The organism is Achromobacter sp. MUI-25009338 (assembly GCF_057359325.1).
Map to the genome: position 1 here is coordinate 4213795 of NZ_CM170627.1, position 16934 is coordinate 4230728.

15 protein-coding genes are annotated in these 16934 nt (G+C 68.7%); 5 read left to right on the forward strand and 10 right to left on the reverse strand.

The window, feature by feature from the left end; genetic code table 11:
• The first annotated feature begins 56 nt into the window (after positions 1-56).
• Positions 57-1205 carry an aromatic ring-hydroxylating oxygenase subunit alpha gene (locus tag AC1IQ6_RS20035; protein ID WP_102774792.1) on the forward strand — a complete coding sequence of 383 codons (1149 nt, stop codon included), beginning with the start codon at positions 57-59 and terminating at the stop codon, positions 1203-1205.
• Between the two features lie 76 nt (positions 1206-1281).
• On the opposite strand, the gene AC1IQ6_RS20040 is transcribed toward AC1IQ6_RS20035, so the two are convergent.
• The 5 genes from AC1IQ6_RS20040 to AC1IQ6_RS20060 all read right to left on the reverse strand — a co-directional run bounded on the left by AC1IQ6_RS20040 (position 1282) and on the right by AC1IQ6_RS20060 (position 7266).
• Positions 1282-2412, reverse strand: a complete 1131-nt coding sequence (locus AC1IQ6_RS20040) for a TIGR03364 family FAD-dependent oxidoreductase (RefSeq protein ID WP_111827007.1) — start codon at positions 2410-2412, stop codon at positions 1282-1284.
• Positions 2413-2469: 57 nt separating this feature from the next.
• Complete coding sequence (locus AC1IQ6_RS20045) at positions 2470-3492, reverse strand: putative 2-aminoethylphosphonate ABC transporter substrate-binding protein (RefSeq protein ID WP_111827006.1); 1023 nt, start codon at positions 3490-3492, stop codon at positions 2470-2472.
• Between the two features lie 94 nt (positions 3493-3586).
• On the reverse strand, positions 3587-4408 hold the full coding sequence (phnX, locus tag AC1IQ6_RS20050) for a phosphonoacetaldehyde hydrolase (RefSeq protein WP_479730261.1): 822 nt from the start codon (positions 4406-4408) through the stop codon (positions 3587-3589).
• Positions 4409-4433: 25 nt separating this feature from the next.
• Entirely contained in the window at positions 4434-6185 is a 1752-nt protein-coding gene (locus tag AC1IQ6_RS20055) for a putative 2-aminoethylphosphonate ABC transporter permease subunit (RefSeq protein WP_485865207.1), read from the reverse strand.
• Between the two features lie 7 nt (positions 6186-6192).
• A complete protein-coding gene (locus AC1IQ6_RS20060) occupies positions 6193-7266 on the reverse strand; it encodes a putative 2-aminoethylphosphonate ABC transporter ATP-binding protein (protein WP_102774797.1) in 1074 nt (357 codons plus the stop codon).
• Positions 7267-7439: 173 nt separating this feature from the next.
• Here AC1IQ6_RS20060 and AC1IQ6_RS20065 point away from each other — a divergent pair, with 173 nt between their 5' ends.
• Together AC1IQ6_RS20065 and AC1IQ6_RS20070 are read left to right on the forward strand one after the other, a co-directional pair.
• Positions 7440-8303 carry a LysR family transcriptional regulator gene (locus AC1IQ6_RS20065; protein WP_102774798.1) on the forward strand — a complete coding sequence of 288 codons (864 nt, stop codon included), beginning with the start codon at positions 7440-7442 and terminating at the stop codon, positions 8301-8303.
• Positions 8304-8357: 54 nt separating this feature from the next.
• Entirely contained in the window at positions 8358-8927 is a 570-nt protein-coding gene (locus AC1IQ6_RS20070; RefSeq protein ID WP_102774799.1) for a phosphonate degradation HD-domain oxygenase, read from the forward strand.
• A 37-nt stretch (positions 8928-8964) separates the two neighbouring features.
• Here the strand turns inward: AC1IQ6_RS20070 and AC1IQ6_RS20075 are convergent, their stop codons facing one another.
• Together AC1IQ6_RS20075 and AC1IQ6_RS20080 are read right to left on the reverse strand one after the other, a co-directional pair.
• Positions 8965-9816, reverse strand: a complete 852-nt coding sequence (locus AC1IQ6_RS20075) for a sulfurtransferase (RefSeq protein ID WP_102774800.1) — start codon at positions 9814-9816, stop codon at positions 8965-8967.
• 40 nt (positions 9817-9856) lie between these two features.
• A complete protein-coding gene (locus tag AC1IQ6_RS20080) occupies positions 9857-10711 on the reverse strand; it encodes a DMT family transporter (protein ID WP_102774801.1) in 855 nt (284 codons plus the stop codon).
• A gap of 151 nt (positions 10712-10862) precedes the next feature.
• Between AC1IQ6_RS20080 and htpX the strand changes: the two genes are divergently transcribed.
• Positions 10863-11744, forward strand: coding sequence for a protease HtpX (gene htpX, locus AC1IQ6_RS20085; RefSeq protein WP_111827000.1), 882 nt, complete (start codon positions 10863-10865; stop codon positions 11742-11744).
• A gap of 65 nt (positions 11745-11809) precedes the next feature.
• Here htpX and AC1IQ6_RS20090 read toward each other — a convergent pair whose 3' ends face one another.
• The gene (locus tag AC1IQ6_RS20090) at positions 11810-13201 is read right to left on the reverse strand and encodes an L-serine ammonia-lyase (RefSeq protein ID WP_102774803.1); all 1392 of its coding nucleotides are present in this window, start codon (positions 13199-13201) and stop codon (positions 11810-11812) included.
• Between the two features lie 178 nt (positions 13202-13379).
• Between AC1IQ6_RS20090 and AC1IQ6_RS20095 the strand changes: the two genes are divergently transcribed.
• Positions 13380-15041 carry a Na/Pi cotransporter family protein gene (locus AC1IQ6_RS20095; RefSeq protein WP_485865208.1) on the forward strand — a complete coding sequence of 554 codons (1662 nt, stop codon included), beginning with the start codon at positions 13380-13382 and terminating at the stop codon, positions 15039-15041.
• A gap of 154 nt (positions 15042-15195) precedes the next feature.
• Here AC1IQ6_RS20095 and AC1IQ6_RS20100 read toward each other — a convergent pair whose 3' ends face one another.
• Together AC1IQ6_RS20100 and AC1IQ6_RS20105 are read right to left on the reverse strand one after the other, a co-directional pair.
• The gene (locus AC1IQ6_RS20100) at positions 15196-15987 is read right to left on the reverse strand and encodes a dienelactone hydrolase family protein (RefSeq protein WP_485865209.1); all 792 of its coding nucleotides are present in this window, start codon (positions 15985-15987) and stop codon (positions 15196-15198) included.
• Between the two features lie 49 nt (positions 15988-16036).
• Positions 16037-16876: a ZIP family metal transporter gene (locus AC1IQ6_RS20105; protein WP_102774806.1), complete on the reverse strand. Its 840-nt coding sequence runs from the start codon at positions 16874-16876 to the stop codon at positions 16037-16039.
• Between the last annotated feature and the right edge of the window lie 58 nt (positions 16877-16934).

Genomic DNA, 16934 nt, shown 5'->3' on the forward strand with positions numbered 1-16934 from the left:
AAGCTGCTCGGCGACAGCTCAACCGTCCTGGCTTTTTTATCCGAGCGGAGGGAATCATGACCGACATCGGTCGGATGGCACATGTAGTGCCAGCTCGCACCCAGCTACCCGTCAGCGCATATTTTGACGAAGCCCTCTTTGCCCGCGAGCAAGAACTCATTTTCAAGCAATCCTCGCAATACGTCGGCCACCAGAAATTGGTGCCCGAGGTCGGGGACTGGCGCACGCTGGTCCAGGAAAACGGAGGTCGCCTGCTGGTCCGCAACCAGCAAGGCGTCGAACTCATCTCAAATGTCTGCCGCCACCGGCAGGCATTGATGCTTGGCGGCGAAGCCGGCAACGTGGCCGGCAACTGCAATACCAAGGGCAACCTGAAGGCGACCGGCGGCAACATCGTGTGCCCGCTGCACCGTTGGACGTACAACAACAAAGGCGAGTTGCTGGGCGCGCCCCAGTTCGACACCACGCCCTGCATGAACCTGCAGAAGTTCCGCCTGCGCGACTGCCACGGCCTGCTGTTCGAAGGCCCGCGCGACCCGGCCGCCGACATGGCGCCGCTGTTCGCGCGGCCCGAGTTCGACTTCGGCGACTACGTGCTGGACCACGTCGAGGTGCACCAGTGCAACTACAACTGGAAGACCTTCATCGAGGTCTACCTCGAGGACTACCACGTCGGTCCGTTCCACCCCGGCCTGGGCCGCTTCGTCACCTGCGACGACCTGAGCTGGGAGTTCAACGACTGGTACAGCCTGCAGCGCGTCGGCGTGCACAACGCGCTGGCGCAGCCGGGCTCGGAGGTCTACAAGCAGTGGCATGACCGCCTGCTGGCGTTCCGCGAAGGCGACGCGCCCGATTTCGGCGCGGTCTGGGTCACGTATTTCCCGACCCACATGATCGAGCTGTATCCGCACGTGCTGGTGCTCTCCACGCTGTATCCCAAGAGCCCGCAGGAAACCGTGAACGTGGTCGAGTTCTACTACCCCGAGGAAATCGCCGCCTTCGAGCGCGAATTCGTCGAGGCGCAGCGCGCCGCCTACATGGAGACGGCCATCGAGGACGACGAGATCGCCGAACGCATGGACGCCGGCCGCAAGGCCCTGATGCAGCGCGGCGTCAACGAAACCGGCCCCTACCAGTCGCCCATGGAAGACGGCATGCAGCACTTCCACGAATGGTATCGCCGCATCATGCAGGACCGGGTCTGAGGCCCTGCCGTGCAAACAAAAAAGCCTTGCTTGCCCGCAAGGCTTTTTTTTTCGACGGTGGGCCGGGCTGCGCGGATCAGCGGCCGAGCGTCCCGGCCACGGCGCGCTCGCCGATGGCCAGCCCCACCGTCATGCCCACGCCCGAGTGCATCACCGCGACGGTCGTGGCCGCATCCACGGCCATCACCGAGAACGGCGCCGGGCCGTGCGCGCCGTACACGCCCTGCCAGCGCTCCAGCACCCGCAGCCGCGCGCCCAGGGCCTGCGACGCCAGGTCCAGCATCGCGTCGTCCACGGCCTCGTCGTTGAACGGTGGGGCATCCTGGCCGTAGCGGTGCGAATCGCCGATGATCAGTTCGCCGTAGGGCGTGGGGCTGATCAGCAGGTGGATGCCGTTTTCCAGCAGCATGGGCGTGCGCGCCTGGATCACTTCGCGCAGCGCCAGCGCCGACGGCAGGTCGGAGAACGCGCCGTAATGCACGCAGGATAGGCCAGTGAGCAGGGGCCGGTCGAGCGCGATGGGATCGGCCTCGAACGCGGCGCGCAGCATTTGCAGGCGCGTGACCTCCAGGTTCAGCGGCGCGAACAGCTCCGGCAGCAGGGTCAGGTAATCGTGGCCGGGGCAGACGAACACGTGCCCGCCCTGGAATTCGCCGGCCGACGTGCAGACCCGGCCGCCTTCGACGGCGCGCGCCAGCGTGCCGGTGATGAAGGTGACGCCCAGCGACTCGGCCAGGTAGCGCGTGATCGCCGGCAGCGCCTCGCGCGAATAGATCTGCAGGTCGTCATGGCCTTGCAGCGCGGCGCAGTGATGCGCCAGCCGCCCGCCGTACAGGCGCGCGACCTCGCGGCCCGACAGCAGTTCGGCGCGATAGCCTTCCTGGCGCATGCGGGTTTCGGCGAATTCCTGCAGCACGTCCGCCTCGTCGGCGTTGCGCGCCAGCACCAGCGCGCCGTTGGCCCGCACGTGGAAGCCCGCCTTGCCCGCCAGGTCCAGCCACAGCTCGCGCGCCTGCTGGGCGTGCGACAGCATCGTGCCCGGCGCCTGGCCGGTCACGATCACCTGGCCGAAATTGCGGACCGTGGCGCCATGCGCCTGGCGGCTGCGCTCGATCACGGCCACCGACAGGCCGCGCTTGGCGGCCGCCCAGGCGTGGGCGATGCCCAGCATGCCCGCGCCCACCACGATTACGTCAAAGTTCTTCATTTCTGGACCACTGGAAAGAATTGGGGGCCACCCTTGCGGCGGCCCCGATAACGCTGCTTACTTCTTCTTCGGCTCGGACTTGCCGTCGTAGCGCTTGGTCCATTCCGCGATGATGCGTTCGCGGTTCGTGGCGGCCCACACGAAGTCGTTCTTGATCATGCGCTTGGTCAGGTCGGACGGCAGGTTGGGGTTGACGGTCGCCACCGAGGGAATCGCCAGCACCGCGAAGTTGGCCTTGTACAGCTCGTTGGCTTCGCGGCTGGCCGAGAAGTCGGCCAGCTTGCGGGCGGCCTCGAGGTGCTTGGTGCCCTTGACGATGGCGGTGGCCTCGACTTCCCAGCCCAGGCCTTCCGACGGGAACACGGCCTCGACCGGCGCGCCGTCGGCCTTCAGCTTGGCGGCGCGGTAGTCGAACGACACGCCGATCGGGAATTCGCCGGCGGCGGCCAGGTTGCAAGGCTTGGAGCCGGAATGCGTGTACGAACCGATGTTCTTGTGCAGCGCGTCCATATAGGCCCAGCCCTTTTCTTCACCGAAGATCTGCAGCCAGGCGCTCACGTCCAGGAAGCCCGTGCCCGAGGAGGCCGGGTTGGGCATCACGATCTTGCCGGCGTAGACCGGCTTGGTCAGGTCCTGCCACGAGGTGGGCTTGGGCAGCTTCTGCTTTTCGGCTTCGATGGTGTTGAAGCAGATGGCGGCGGCGTAGCCGTCCATGCCGACCCACGAGGGCTCGGCCTTGGCGTCGCGCATGTTGGGCGCGATCTGGTCCAGGCCCTTGGGCGCGTACGGCAGCAGCATGCCTTCCTTGTCCATCAGGCCCAGGGCCGTACCGGCCAGGCCCCAGATCACGTCGGCCTTGGGATTGCTTTTCTCGGCCAGCAGCTTGGCGGCGATGATGCCCGTGGAATCGCGCACCCACTGGATCTTGATGTCGGGATGGGCCTTTTCGAAGGCGGCCTGGTAGGCCTTGATCTGGTCGGCTTCCAGCGCCGTGTAGACGGTCAGGGTGGTCTCGGCGGAAGCGGCGCCCATCACGCCCGTCAGGGCGGCGGCCAGTGCAAGCAGCTTGTAGCGATTCATGGAGTACTCCGTTGGTAGGCGGAAAAAGGCTGCAAAACCCCGCGGGGCCGGCGCAAGCCGGTCCCGTGTGCAGCGAACGCGGGGCGGTGAAGGGTCAGGGACGCTTGCCTGCCGACAAGCGGGATTCGATATCGGCGATCACGCCGGGCAGGTCGGCGACGGTGTCGATCAGGTAGTGCGGCGCGGCCGGGGAAAGCTCGGCGCTGGCCCTGGCCCGCACCTGCTGGCGCCCGGCCTCGTCCAGGCTCAGGTACTGCTCCAGGGTCAGGCCGGCGGCATTGCCGGAAAGCAGCAGGCCCACGGTCCACATGCCGGCGCGGCGGCCCTCTTCGATGCCGGGCGCGGTGTCGTCGACCTTGATGCAGGCGGCCACGTCCGACAGGCCCAGCTCGACCACGTTCTTCAGCGCCATGGCGGGCGCCGGACGGGCGCGCGGCACGTCGTCGCTGGCCACGATGCAATCGGGTTCCAGGCCCTCGGCGGCGGCGCGCTCGACCACGCGGCGCATGACGCTGTCGGGGTAGCCCGAGCACGAACCGATCTTCAGGCCGCGCTGGCGCAGCGCGCGCAGCAGTTCGGCCGCGCCGGGTATGGCCGCGGAATACTGGGCGACCTTCTCCAGCTGCATGGGCAGGAAGCGCTCGTAGATGGCGGTCACGTCGTCGTCGGTGGGCAGGCGGCCGAAGCGTTCCTGGTACTGGCTGGCGATGGCGGGCTCGTTGCAGAGCGTGCGGATGTGGTCCCACTTGCCCATGCCCATGGGGCCGCGGGCCTGCTCCAGCGACACGTCCATGCCGAACTGGGAGAACGCATCGACGAAAACCTTGGTGGGCGCGAAGGAACCGAAATCGACCAACGTTCCGGCCCAGTCGAAGATCACCGCTTCCAGGCGGACGGGCAAAGGGGAAACTGTCATGGGGGTCATCCTTGAGAACAATCGGTCAATGGGCCGCCGGGCGGCGCCAGGCCTGGCTGCGCGCCACCAGCGCGCGGCTCGCCAGATGCAGGGCCAGGGCCGCCACGGCCGAGCTGGCCATGATCACGGTGCACATGGCGGCGGCCGGGCCGATAAAGCCGGCGTCGTCCATGTTCAGCACGGCCACCGCGGCCAGCACCGTGGAGGGGCTGTACAGGAACACCACGGCGGACACCGTCGTCATGGCGGAAACGAATAGGTAGCGGGCCACGTCCAGGGCGGCCGGCAGGCACATCGGCAGCGTCACGCGCAGGAAGGTGGTCAGGCGCGGCACCTTCAGCGACGCGGAAGCGGCTTCGAACTCCGGGTCCAGCGCATTGAGCGCCGTGGCCGCCGTCAGGTGCGCGCTGGTGTAGAAGTGCACCACCGTGCACAGCACCAGCAGCGGCATGGTGCCGTACAGCACGTTCAGCGGATTGAGCGGGCTGTTGAAGAAGAAGATGTAGCCCAGGCCCAGCACCAGGCCCGGCACCGCCATCGGCACCAGCGCCAGCATGCCCACCATGCCGCGCAGGCCACGGGCCAGCGCGCCGCGGGCCGGCACTTTTTCGACCATCCAGGCGCCGGTGAAGACCACGGCGGTGCCGGCCACGGCGGTGCAGAACGCCAGCTGCAGGCTGTTGCGCCAGGCCAGCCAGCCGCCGCCGTCCATGTTGTCGAAGTCGTAGGAACGCAGCGACAGCGACAGGTTGTACGGCCACATCTTGACGAACGAGGCCCATACCGCCACGCCGATGATGAGCAGCAGGAACGCGGCCACCGCGCCGGCCAGCGCCAGGAACGCGGCGTCGCGGCGGCGGTCGGGGCCGGCGGCGTAGGGCTGGGCCCGGCCGCTCATCTGGGCGCCCTGGCGGGCGCGCAGCCGCCGGTCCAGCGCGAAGGTCAGGACCGCGGGCAGGAGCAGCAGGATGCCGATGGCCGCCCCCTTGGGGAAGTTCTGCTGCCCCACCACGGCCTTGTAGGCCTCCATCGCCAGCACGTTGTAGTCGCCGCCCACGACCTTGGGCACGCCGAAATCGGTGACGGTCAGGGTGAACACCACGCAGCACGCCGAGAACACGGCGTAGCGGGTGCCCGGCAGGGTGACGGTGAGGAAGGTGCGCCAGGGGCCGGCGCCCATGGCACGGGCGGCGTCGTAGAGACGGCCGTCGGCCAGCGTCAGGCCGGTCAGCAGGATCATCAGGGCGTGCGGGAAGGTATAGAACGCCTCGCCCGCCACGATGCCCCAGAAGCCGTAGATGGTGGCGCCGCCGAACAGGTCCTTGAGCAGGCCCTGGTTGCCCAGCAGGTACACCAGCGCGATGCCGGGCAGCAGCGACGGCGCCAGCAGCGGCAGCAGCGCGACGGTGCGCAGCAGCCCCTTGCCCGGCAGGCGCGTGCGCGTCAGGCCGTAGGCGAATCCGTAGGCGCAGGGCACGACCAGCAGCATGGTCACCGCGCCGACCGCCAGGCTGCGCCCGACCATGCCCAGGAAGCCTTCGCCGCCGATGATGCCGGCGACCACCGACAGCCCGGCCCAGGCGCCGTCGCCGTCGGTCACGGACTTGACCAGGATCGCCGCCAGCGGCAGCGCCAGGAACAAGAGCAGGCACAGCGCCAGCGCGCCCTGCCCGCCGGCCAGGCCGGCGGCGCCGACCCAGGCGGGCAAGGGACGCCGGCCCAGGGACGGCGCGGGCGCGGCGCAGACCGCCGGCGCGGGGGAAGCGGAACGGGTCATCGCCGGATCAAGCGTAGGCGCGTATCGCATGGCGCGGCAGCTCCACCCAGCAGCGGCTGGCGGCGTGAGGGCCCAGCAGGGCGTCTCCGATTTCGGGGGATACGACGGAATGCACGGTGGCGCCGGGCACGCCTTCGAGGCGCAGGGCCAGGCGGTAGCCGCGGCCCAGGAACACGCCGTCGAGCACGTCGGCCAGCATGGCGTTGGGCTGCTCCGGGCGGGCGGTGCTCACGCGCACCGCCTCCGGACGCACGAAGAGCCGGCCGCTGGCGGCGTCCAGCGCCTCGTCCACGGCCAGTTCCTGGCGGCCGACGCGGGCGCGGTGGGCGTCCAGGCGCTCGAACGGCAGCCAGTTCGCCTCGCCCACGAAGTCGGCGATGAAGGCCGAGCGGGGCTGGCGGTAGAGCTCGGTGGGGGTGCCGTACTGTTCGATGACGCCGCCGTTCATGACGGCGATGCGGTCGGCCATCACCATGGCCTCTTCCTGGTCGTGCGTCACCATCAGCGTGGTGATGGACAGGCGCTTTTGCAGCGCGCGCAGTTCGATGCGCAGGTGTTCGCGCACGCGGGCGTCCAGCGCGGACATGGGTTCGTCCAGCAGCAGCAGCGACGGCGAAGGCGCCAGCGCGCGCGCCAGGGCCACGCGCTGCTGCTGGCCGCCGGAGATCTGCCCGGGGTATTTGTCGGCCGCGCCCGCCAGGCCCACCAGCGTGAGCATTTCCTCGACGCGGTTGGCGACGTGGTTGCGGTGGGCGCGCTTGCCGCTCAGCCCGTAGGCCACGTTCTGGGCCACGGTCAGGTTGGGAAACAGGGCGTAGGACTGGAACAGGATGCCGTAGTCGCGCGCCTGCGGCTCGGCGTGGGAGATGTCGCGGCCGGACAGCACGATGGCGCCGCTGTCCTGGCGCTCCAGGCCCGCGATGGCGCGCAGCAGGGTGGTCTTGCCGCAGCCCGACGGGCCCAGCAGGCACACCAGCTCTCCGGCGCGGATGTCCAGCGAGACGTCCGACAGCGCGGTGTGGCTGCCGAAGCGCTTCACGAGATGCCTGACAGAGAGAAATGCGTTGTCGCGTTCGGCCATGGGGCCTCCGGTATGGGAACGCTCGCAGTATGGAAGGCGCGTATTGAGTGTTTATGACACTTCGCGCAAATGCAGTAATAAAAACATCAAATTATTTTGGTGTACTGGCGGTCTCGTGCATTGGGCCCCTGCCGCGCCCAATGCCGCCCCCATTTACCGCCCCCCCCTGCCCCGTGCTCGTCGCCGAACTCAAATCCTTCTATGCCGTCGCCCGCTGCGGCACCGTCACCAAGGCCGCCGCCCAATTGGGCGTCAGCCAGCCCACGGTCACGGGGCAACTGCGCCAGCTGGAATCGCGTTACGGCGTCGAACTGTTCCACCGCCAGGGCCGCGGCATGCGGCTGTCGGACGCCGGCCACAGCCTGATGCCCATGGTCGAGAAACTGGTCCAGCAGGAAACCGAGATCGACTTCCGCCTGCGCGACGCCAGCGACCTGCGCGAAGGCAATCTGCGCATCGGCGCCACCGGCCCCTACTACATCATGGACACGGTGCGCACCTACAACCAGCGCTATCCCGGCATCGACCTGACCCTCACCATCGGCAATTCGCAAAGCATGCTGCAGGCGCTGCACGATTACCGCATCGAGATTGCCACATCGTCCTTGCTGATGGATGACAAGCACCTGTACCGGCGCATGATCGCCGCCGACCCCATCCGGGTGGTCACGCATCGCGACCACCCGCTGGCCCGCCGCAGCGAGGTGCGCCTGGCCGAGCTGGCCGACCACGCGCTGCTGGTGCGCGAGCCCGGCTCCATGACGCGCCAGCTGACCGAAGACGCGCTGCAGCAGGCCGGCGTGACCGTGCGGCGCACGCTGGAGATCGGCAGCCGGGAATCGATCCGCCAGGCCATTCTGTGCGGGCTGGGGGTCAGCCTGATTCCCTCGCGCGAGATCCCGTCGCACCCGGACCTGGCGGCGCTGAATATCCAGGGCGCCGACATCCTGATGCACGAATACCTGTACTGCCTGCGCGAGCGCCAACCGGTGCAGCTCATCGCGCGCTTCCTGGAGATGGCGCCGGCCGCCGGCTGACCGCCCGCAGCCCCGCTGCGCCCCCTCCCCCTTGCGGCCAATCCGGAGACAACCATGGCCTTGACCCTGCAAGACATCGAACAGATCTTCCTGGAGCGCGGACACCGCTCCTATGACGGCGAGTCCGTCAGCCACCTGCGGCACGCGCTGCAGACCGCGGCGCTGGCCGAGCGCAACGGCGCCGGCCCGCACCTGATCACGGCCTGCCTGCTGCACGACCTGGGCCACCTCATCGCCGACCGGCCCGGCACGCCGACCCTGCGCGGCATCGACGACAAGCACCAGTACTTCGTGCTGCCCTTTCTGCGCGGCCTGTTCGGCCCGCCCGTGCTGGAGCCGATCCGGCTGCACGTCGAGGCCAAGCGCTACCTCTGCTATGTGGAACCGCACTATGAAGCGTCGCTGTCGGAGGATTCCAGACGCAGCCTGGCGCTACAGGGCGGTAGCTTCGATGCGGGCCAGGCGGTGGATTTCGCCAGCCTGCGGGGCGCGCCGGACGCGATCCGCCTGAGGCGCTGGGACGACCAGGCCAAGGTGCCGGGGCTGGCGACGCCGCCCCTGGATCACTTCCTGGAAATCGCCGAGGCCGCCTCGGAACGGGTCAAGCTGACGGCCGCGTGGTAGGGCTGGCTGGCAAGCCATGCCCGACTGGCGGGCACGCCTAAGCGCCCTTGGCCACCGGACGCGACGGGTCGCTGCACCACTCGCTCCAGGACCCCGGATACAGGCGCGAGCCCGACAGGCCGGCGATCTCCATGGCCAGGAGGTTGTGGCAGGCGGTGATGCCCGAGCCGCACTGGTGCACGATGGCGGCGGGATCGCGGCCGGCCAGCAGGCCGGCGAATTCCTCGCGCAGCTGCGCGGCCGGCTTGAAGCGGCCGTCGGCCTGCAGGTTCTCGCCGTTGGGGCGGTTCAGGGCGCCCGGAATGTGGCCGGCCACCGGGTCCATGGGCTCGACCTCGCCGCGGTAGCGGTTGGCCGCGCGCGCGTCGATCACAGTGAATGCGGGGCGGGAGATATTGTCCAGCACCGTCCGGGCGTCCACCGTGGCGGCCAGCGACGGCCCCGGTTCCACCGGCTGGCCGGCCTGCACGGCGGGGGCCGCCTCGGTCGTGGTCGGCAGCCCGGCCGCGGTCCAGGCCTGCCAGCCGCCGTCCAATACCGCCACCTGGTCGTGGCCCAGCCAGCGCAGCATCCACCACAGGTGGGCGGCATACATGCCGCCGCTGGCGTCGTAGGCCACCACCAGGGTCTGCGGCGTGACGCCGTGGGCCGCCATCAGCGCGCCGAAGTCCGCGCGCGAAGGCAGCGGATGGCGCCCGTTGGCGCCGGTGCGCGGCGCCGCCAGTTCGGTTTCGTGGTCCAGGTAGCGGGCGCCGGGGATGTGGCCGGCCTCGTAGGCCTGGCGGCCGGCCGCATGGTTGGTCAGGTCGTGGCGCACGTCGAATACGCGGACGTCGGGCGAATCGAGGCGCTTGGCCAGGTCGGCGGCGGAAATCAGTGTCATCGTCATGCGCTGTGCTCCTGTAAGAGATAGAGACGGCCCGCCGGGCTCATGCCGCCTTGGGGTCGCGCATGGTGCGCCACACCGACAGCAGGCCGGCGAATATGATCAGGCCCATGCCGGCCCAGGCCAGGGCGTCGAGCCGGTCGCCCCACAGGCCCATGCCCAGGAGCGCCGCGAAAATAATGGTGCTGTACTGCAGCGCCGCCGTCAGCAGCGCCGAACCCACGCCGAACGCGCGCGTCATGGCCAATTGGCCGAACAGGCCCGCCACGCCCACGCCGACCAGTGAAAGATAACCGCTCCAGTCGGCCTGGCCCCAGCCTTCATACGCAATTCCGCCGATACTCGACAGACACACCCCCACCGAGAAGAACAGCACGGTGCGCCATTCCGGTTCGCCGATGCGGCCCAGCTGGCGGATCTGCAGCATGGCGATGGCCGACATGGCGCCCGCCCCCATGCCCAGCAGGGCGGCCAGCCACTGGTCCTCATTGATGCTGGGGCGCAGCACGGCGATCACCCCCAGAAAGCCCAGCGCGACCGCGATAATGCGCACGGCGTCGCGCTGCGCGCCGCCCCAGCCCAGCATCCAACAGGCGATGAACAGCGGGGCCGTGTAGTTCAGGCTGGTGGCGGTGGCCAGCGGCAGGTGGGAAATGGCGAAAAAACCCAGCCACATCGAGGTGACGCCCGACAGGTTGCGCCACAGGTGCAGCTTCCAGCTACTCGGGACGATGGACTGGCGTCCGGCGCGCGCCCAGATCAGCAGCAGGATTACGGAGGGCAGCCCGCGAAACAGCACGACCTGCGGCAGCGATGCGCCATGCTCGGTGGCCAGCTTCACGAACGATCCCATGGCGGCGAACATGGCGGACGCCACTAACATCCAGAGAGCCTGCATGGGGATCTGCGCTAAGGGAAAGGTGAGTAGGACTAAGGGAAAGCGATACTATACTCTTCGTCACCGCGGAGGCGCCGCCGGCTCGGGGAACTGGCGGGCCGCCGCCGGGTCGAATTCGGGCAATTCCCGCTCGCAGAGGAAACAAAAAAACATGAAACGCATCATCCTATTCGTCGTCACCAACCTGGCCGTCATGCTGGTGCTGTCGGCCACGCTGCGCATCCTGGGCGTAGACCGCTACATCACCGCCAATGGCCTGAACCTGAACGCCCTGCTGATCTTCTCGCTGGTGGTCGGCTTCACCGGCGCCATCATTTCGCTGCTGATCAGCAAGCCCATGGCCAAGTGGAGCACCGGCGCCCAGGTGCTGGACCCGAATTCGCCGCGCAACCAGCGCGAGGCCTGGCTGGTCGACACCGTGCACCAGCTGGCCGACCGCGCCGGCATCGGCCGCCCCGAGGTCGCCATCTACGAAGGCGCGCCCAACGCCTTCGCCACCGGCGCGTTCAAGAACGATTCGCTGGTGGCCGTCTCGACCGGCCTGCTGGAAAGCATGAGCGAAGAGGAAGTCGCCGCCGTGCTGGCCCACGAAGTGGCCCACATCGCCAACGGCGACATGGTCACGCTGACCCTGATCCAGGGCGTGGTCAACACCTTCGTGGTGTTCCTGGCCCGGGTCGTCGGCTACTTCATCGACCGCGCGGTGTTCAAGAACGAACGCGGCGTGGGGCCCGGCTACTACATCACGGTGCTGGTCTGTGAAATCATCTTCGGCGTGCTGGCCTCGATCATCGTGGCCTGGTTCTCGCGCCAGCGCGAGTACCGCGCCGACGCCGGCTCCGCCCACCTGATGGGCGCGCGCGAGCCGATGATCCGCGCCCTGGCCCGCCTGGGTGGGCTGGAGCCCGGCGACCTGCCCAAGTCCTTCGAGGCCTCGGGCATCACCGGCCGCGGTGGCATCGCGGCCATGTTCGCCTCGCACCCGCCGATTCCGGCCCGCATCGCCGCGCTGCAGAACGCCCGCGTGATCTGACGCCGCCGAAGGCAGCAAAAAGCCGCCAGGCCCGCAGGGGCCTGGCGGCTTTTTTCATTGCGCGCTCAGCATTCGACGATGTTGACCGCCAGGCCGCCGCGCGCCGTTTCCTTGTACTTGGTCTTCATGTCGGCGCCGGTCTCGCGCATGGTCTTGATGACCGAATCCAGCGACACGTAGTGCTGGCCGTCGCCGCGCAGCGCCATGCGCGCCGCGTTCACGGCCTTGATCGAGGCCATCGCGTTGCGCTCGATACAGGGGATCTGCACCAGGCCGCCGACCGGGTCGCAGGTCAGGCCCAGGTTGTGCTCCATGCCGATCTCGGCGGCGTTCTCGACCTGCTCCACCGTGCCGCCCAGCGCCGCGGCCAGGCCGCCGGCGGCCATCGAGCAGGCCACGCCGACTTCGCCCTGGCAGCCGACCTCGGCGCCCGAGAGCGAGGCGTTGTACTTGTAGAGCAGGCCCACGGCCGCCGCCGTCAGCAGGAAATCGCGCACGCCGTCGCGGTTGGAGCCGGGCACGAAACGGTCGTAATAGTGCAGCACGGCCGGGATGATGCCTGCCGCGCCGTTGGTCGGCGCCGTGACCACCCGGCCGCCGGCGGCGTTTTCCTCGTTGACCGCCATGGCGTACAGGTTGACCCAGTCCATCACGGACAGCGGGTCGGATAGCGTGCGCTCGGCGCGCTGCGTCAGGTTGCGGTACATCTCGGGCGCGCGGCGGCGCACGCGCAAGGGGCCGGGCAGCTCGCCGTCGGCCTCGGGGTAGTTGATGCCGCAGCCGCGCGAAACGCAGTCCTGCATGACCTGCCAGATGCGGTCCAGCCCGGCGTGCACCTCGGCCTCGTCGCGCCAGGTCAGCTCGTTCTTCATCATGAGCTGGGCCACCGACAGGCCGCTGTCGCGGCACATGGACAGCAGCTCGCGGCCCATGCGGAAAGGATACGGCAGCTGGTCATGCGCGGCGATGACCTGGCTGTTGGAGGCCCCCGCGGTCACGACGAAACCGCCGCCGACCGACAGGTAGCGCGCTTCGCGCAGCCGCTCGCCCTCGGCGTCGAAGGCGTGGAATTTCATGCCGTTGGGATGTTCGGCCATGGCTTCGCGGCGGTAGAACAGCATGTGTTCCTTTTCCACGAAGGCCACCGGGTAGCGCCCCAGCAGGGGCAGCTGGCGGCTGGCCCGCACCGAGGCGATCATGCCGGCGATGGCCGCGGGATCCACGGTGTCGGGGGCCTCGCCCATCAGGCCCAGCAGCACGCCCTTGTCGGTGCCGTGGCCCTTGCCGGTGGCGCCCAGCGATCCGTACAGTTCGGCGCGCACGGACGCCACGCGCGGCATCAGGCCGTCGCGCTCCAGCCCCTGGGCGAACAGCAGGGCCGCCCGCATGGGTCCCACGGTGTGGGAACTGGACGGGCCTATGCCTATCTTGAACAGATCGAAAACGGAAACCGCCACGCAAAACTCCAGTGCATCTGACGAATGGTGAGGCAATGATACGCGTTGCCCCCGCGGCGCGCAGCAAAGGCCCCGACAGGCGTATGCTGTATTGTGGGGACAGGCTCCCCAGCCTGGCCCGCGCATGCGATCATTACAGAATTATTTCTTGTCATAAAAAGAATGGAAACACCCCAGGATGTCCGGACTCATCACGCTGCTTGATTTTGCGGGCTACGTCGCCCTCCTCCTGTGGGGCGTGCACATGGTCCAGACCGGCGTGCAACGCGCCTTCGGCGCGGCCCTGGGCGCGGCGCTGGGCCGCGCTCTCGGAACCCGGCTGCGGGCCTTCGCCGCCGGCCTGGGCATCACCGCCGCGCTGCAGAGCAGCACCGCCACCGGCCTGATGATCACCGGCTTCGCCGCCGGCGGGGTCGTGAGCCTGGCGCCGGCCCTGGCCGCCATGCTGGGCGCCAACGTCGGCACCACCCTCATCGTCCAGCTGCTGTCGTTCGACCTGACCTCGCTCGCCCCCATCCTGATCCTGGCCGGGGTCTGGATGTTCCGCCGCTACCCGCCGGGCCGCACCCGCGACCTGGGCCGCGTCTTCATCGGCCTGGGACTGCTGCTGCTGTCGTTGCACCAGCTGGTGCAGCTGTTCCAGCCGTTCCAGACCGCGCCCATGCTGGGCCTGATCCTGGACGCGCTGGCGACCCAGCCGGTGGCCGCCGTGCTGCTGTCGGCCGCCTTCACCTGGGCGGCGCATTCCAGCGTGGCCGTGGTGGTGCTGGTGATGTCGCTGGCCACCCACCACATGGTGGCGCCGCACGTGGCGTTCGCGCTGGTGCTGGGCGCCAACCTGGGCACCGCCATCAATCCCATGATCGAGGGCGTGACCGGCGACGACCCCGCCGCGCGCCGCCTGCCGCTGGGCAACCTGCTGACCCGCGTGATCGGCGTGCTGGCCGGGTTGATGCTGCTGCCTTACCTGCAGCCGATGATGAGCGAGCTGGCCGACGACCCGGCCCGCGCCGTGGCCAACTTCCACACGCTGTTCAACGCCGTCATCGCCTTGGTGTTCCTGCCGCTGCTGACGCCCTACGCCGCCCTGCTCACCCGCTGGCTGCCCAAGCGCGCCGACCCGAACGACCCGTCGCGTCCCCAGTACCTGGACGAATGGGCCCACGACGTGCCGGCCGTGGCGCTGGGCAACGCCGCGCGCGAAGGCCTGCGCATGGCCGACATGCTGCAGACGCTGCTGCTGTATGCGCGCGCCGGCTTCAAGCGCGACAACCGCCACCGCATGGTGCAGGCGCGCCAGCTCGACAGCGCGCTGGACAAGCTGGAGAACGCCATCACCACCTACCTGGCCACGCTGGACCAGGAGAACATGACGCGCGAAGACCTGCAGCGCCTGGACGACATCCTGGCCTTCATCAGCAACGTCGGCCATGCCGGCGACATCGCCCACCACGGCCTGCTCGGCCACATCGCCAAGCTGCGCAAGCAGGGCTGGACCTTCTCGCCGGAACAGCGCGCCAGCCTGGACGAGACGCTGGGCCAGCTGATCGCCAACCAGCGCACCGCCGCCGCCCTGTTCGTCAACGACGACCTGCGCCAGGCGCGTTCGCTGGCGGAGGAAAAGGCGCGCTTTCGCACCATAGAGACGGCCGCCGCGGACACGCACCTGCAGAAGATCAAGGCCGGCGAGGTCGACGCGGCCGAAGTCGGCGCGCTCTACCTGGATATCCTGCGCGACATGAAGGGCATCAATTCGCACCTGGTGGGCGCCGCCGCCTACCCGCTGCTGGCGCGGCACGGGGAGTTGCTGCCGAGCCGGCTGCGGGAAGCGGGGAATTGAACGGATGGCGGGTGGTGGCGCCTGATGGGTTTCGCGCGCTCGCGATCGGTGTTCTTGCTTAAGGGCTCTCGCGCTGCACCCATCCTACGGGACGCGACGAATGCCGTAGGATGGGTGCAGCGCGAGCGCGCGAAACCCATCATCCGCAAAAACCTCACAAATACCGCTTGAACCAATCCAGCATCCGCCCCCAGCCGTCCTTGGCCGCCTCGGCCTGGTAGCTGGCGCGGTAGTCCGCCATGAAAGCGTGGTCGGCCTGCGGGTACACCACGAACTCGGAACGCCGGGCGTTTTCATTGCCGGAGGCGGCCAGCTTTCCCTTCATGGTTTCGACGTCGGCCAGGGGGATGCTGGCGTCCTTGCCGCCGTACAGGCCCAGCACCGGCGCGTGCAGTTCGTCCACCACGTCGAAGGCCACGCGCTTGATCAGCGGGCCGTGGCCCACGCTGAGCTTGCCGTACCAGGCCACCGCGGCCTTGACGTCCGGGTTGTGCGCCGCGTACATCCAGGTCAGGCGGCCGCCCCAGCAGAATCCGGTGACCGCGACCCGCGTGGCGTCGCCGCCGTGCGCCGCGGCCCAGGCCACGCTGGCGTCCAGGTCGGCGTAGACCTGTTCGTCCGGCACCTTGCTGACCAGTTCCGAAATGAGCTTGGGAATGTCGGTATAGGCGGAGGCGTCGCCCTGGCGTTCGTACAGGTTGGCGGCCACGGCCAGATAGCCGGCCTTGGCGACGCGGCGGCACAGGTCCTTGATGTGTTCGTGCACGCCGAAGATTTCCTGCACCACCAGCACGATGGGCAGGTCGCGCGCGCCCTCGGGGGCGGCGTAGTAGGCGTCGATCGAGCCGTCGGCCACCGGCAGCTTGAAATCGCCGTGGGCCAGCCCCTGCGCGTCGGTATGGATCACCGTGGGAGCGACGTTGCCGGCTGCTGCGGAAAAACTCATGGGAACCTCCTGTGTAGGGTCGACGAAGCCTGGGTTCCCGGCGGCCCGCCTAGTGGCGGTGGACGTGTTCGACCTGCGGCGCGCCATGGCCGGCCTCGGCGCCATGGTCGTGCCCGTGGTGCATCAGCGAGGTCACGCTGTAGATCAGCGCCACGCCCACCCCGACCAGCAGCAACTGCGGGACGGCGTCGGCCAGGGATACCCTTTCGTGCATTTGCGGCATCAGATCCGCCACCGAGATGTAGAGGAAGCTGCTGGCCGCCACCACCAGAATATACGGCACCCAGCCCTGCGCCTGCTGCAGCACGAAGAACCCTATTATGCCGCCCACGGCTGAACACAAGCTGGTGAACAGGATCAGCGCGAACGCGCGCCGGCGCGCCAGCCCGGCGTTGAGCAGCACCACGAAATCGCCAAGCTTGTGCGGCACTTCGTGGATGATGATGGACGCGGCGGTCAGCACGCCCAGCAGCGGATCGGTCAGGAAGGCCGCCGCCACCAGCACGCCGTCGGCCAGGTTGTGCAGCGAGCTGCCGATCAGGATCAGCACGCCGCCGCGGCCGGCCTCGTGGCGGTCATGGCCCTTGTGGTGGTGATGGCCGTCGCCCTCGTGATGATGGCTGTGGCGCAGGAGCGCGATCTTCTCCAGCACGAAAAATCCGATCAGCGAGGCCAGCATCAGCGCGAACAGCACATGGGCGTCGGCCACGCCGGCCTCGAAGGCTTCGGGCAGCAGGTGCAGCAGCGCCACCGACAGCAGCACCCCCACCGACAGGCTCACCATGTGGTGCAGGTATTTGGCGAAGACCTTGTAGGCCAGCCAGCTCGCGATGAGTACCGCGATGAGCCCGCCGGTGATGGTGGCGAGCAGAACCCAGAGCAGTAGCATGTTGGGGAGTGTGTAGTAGGTGGGCGGGAAGGCGCAACATTATATCGTTGCAAGCCCA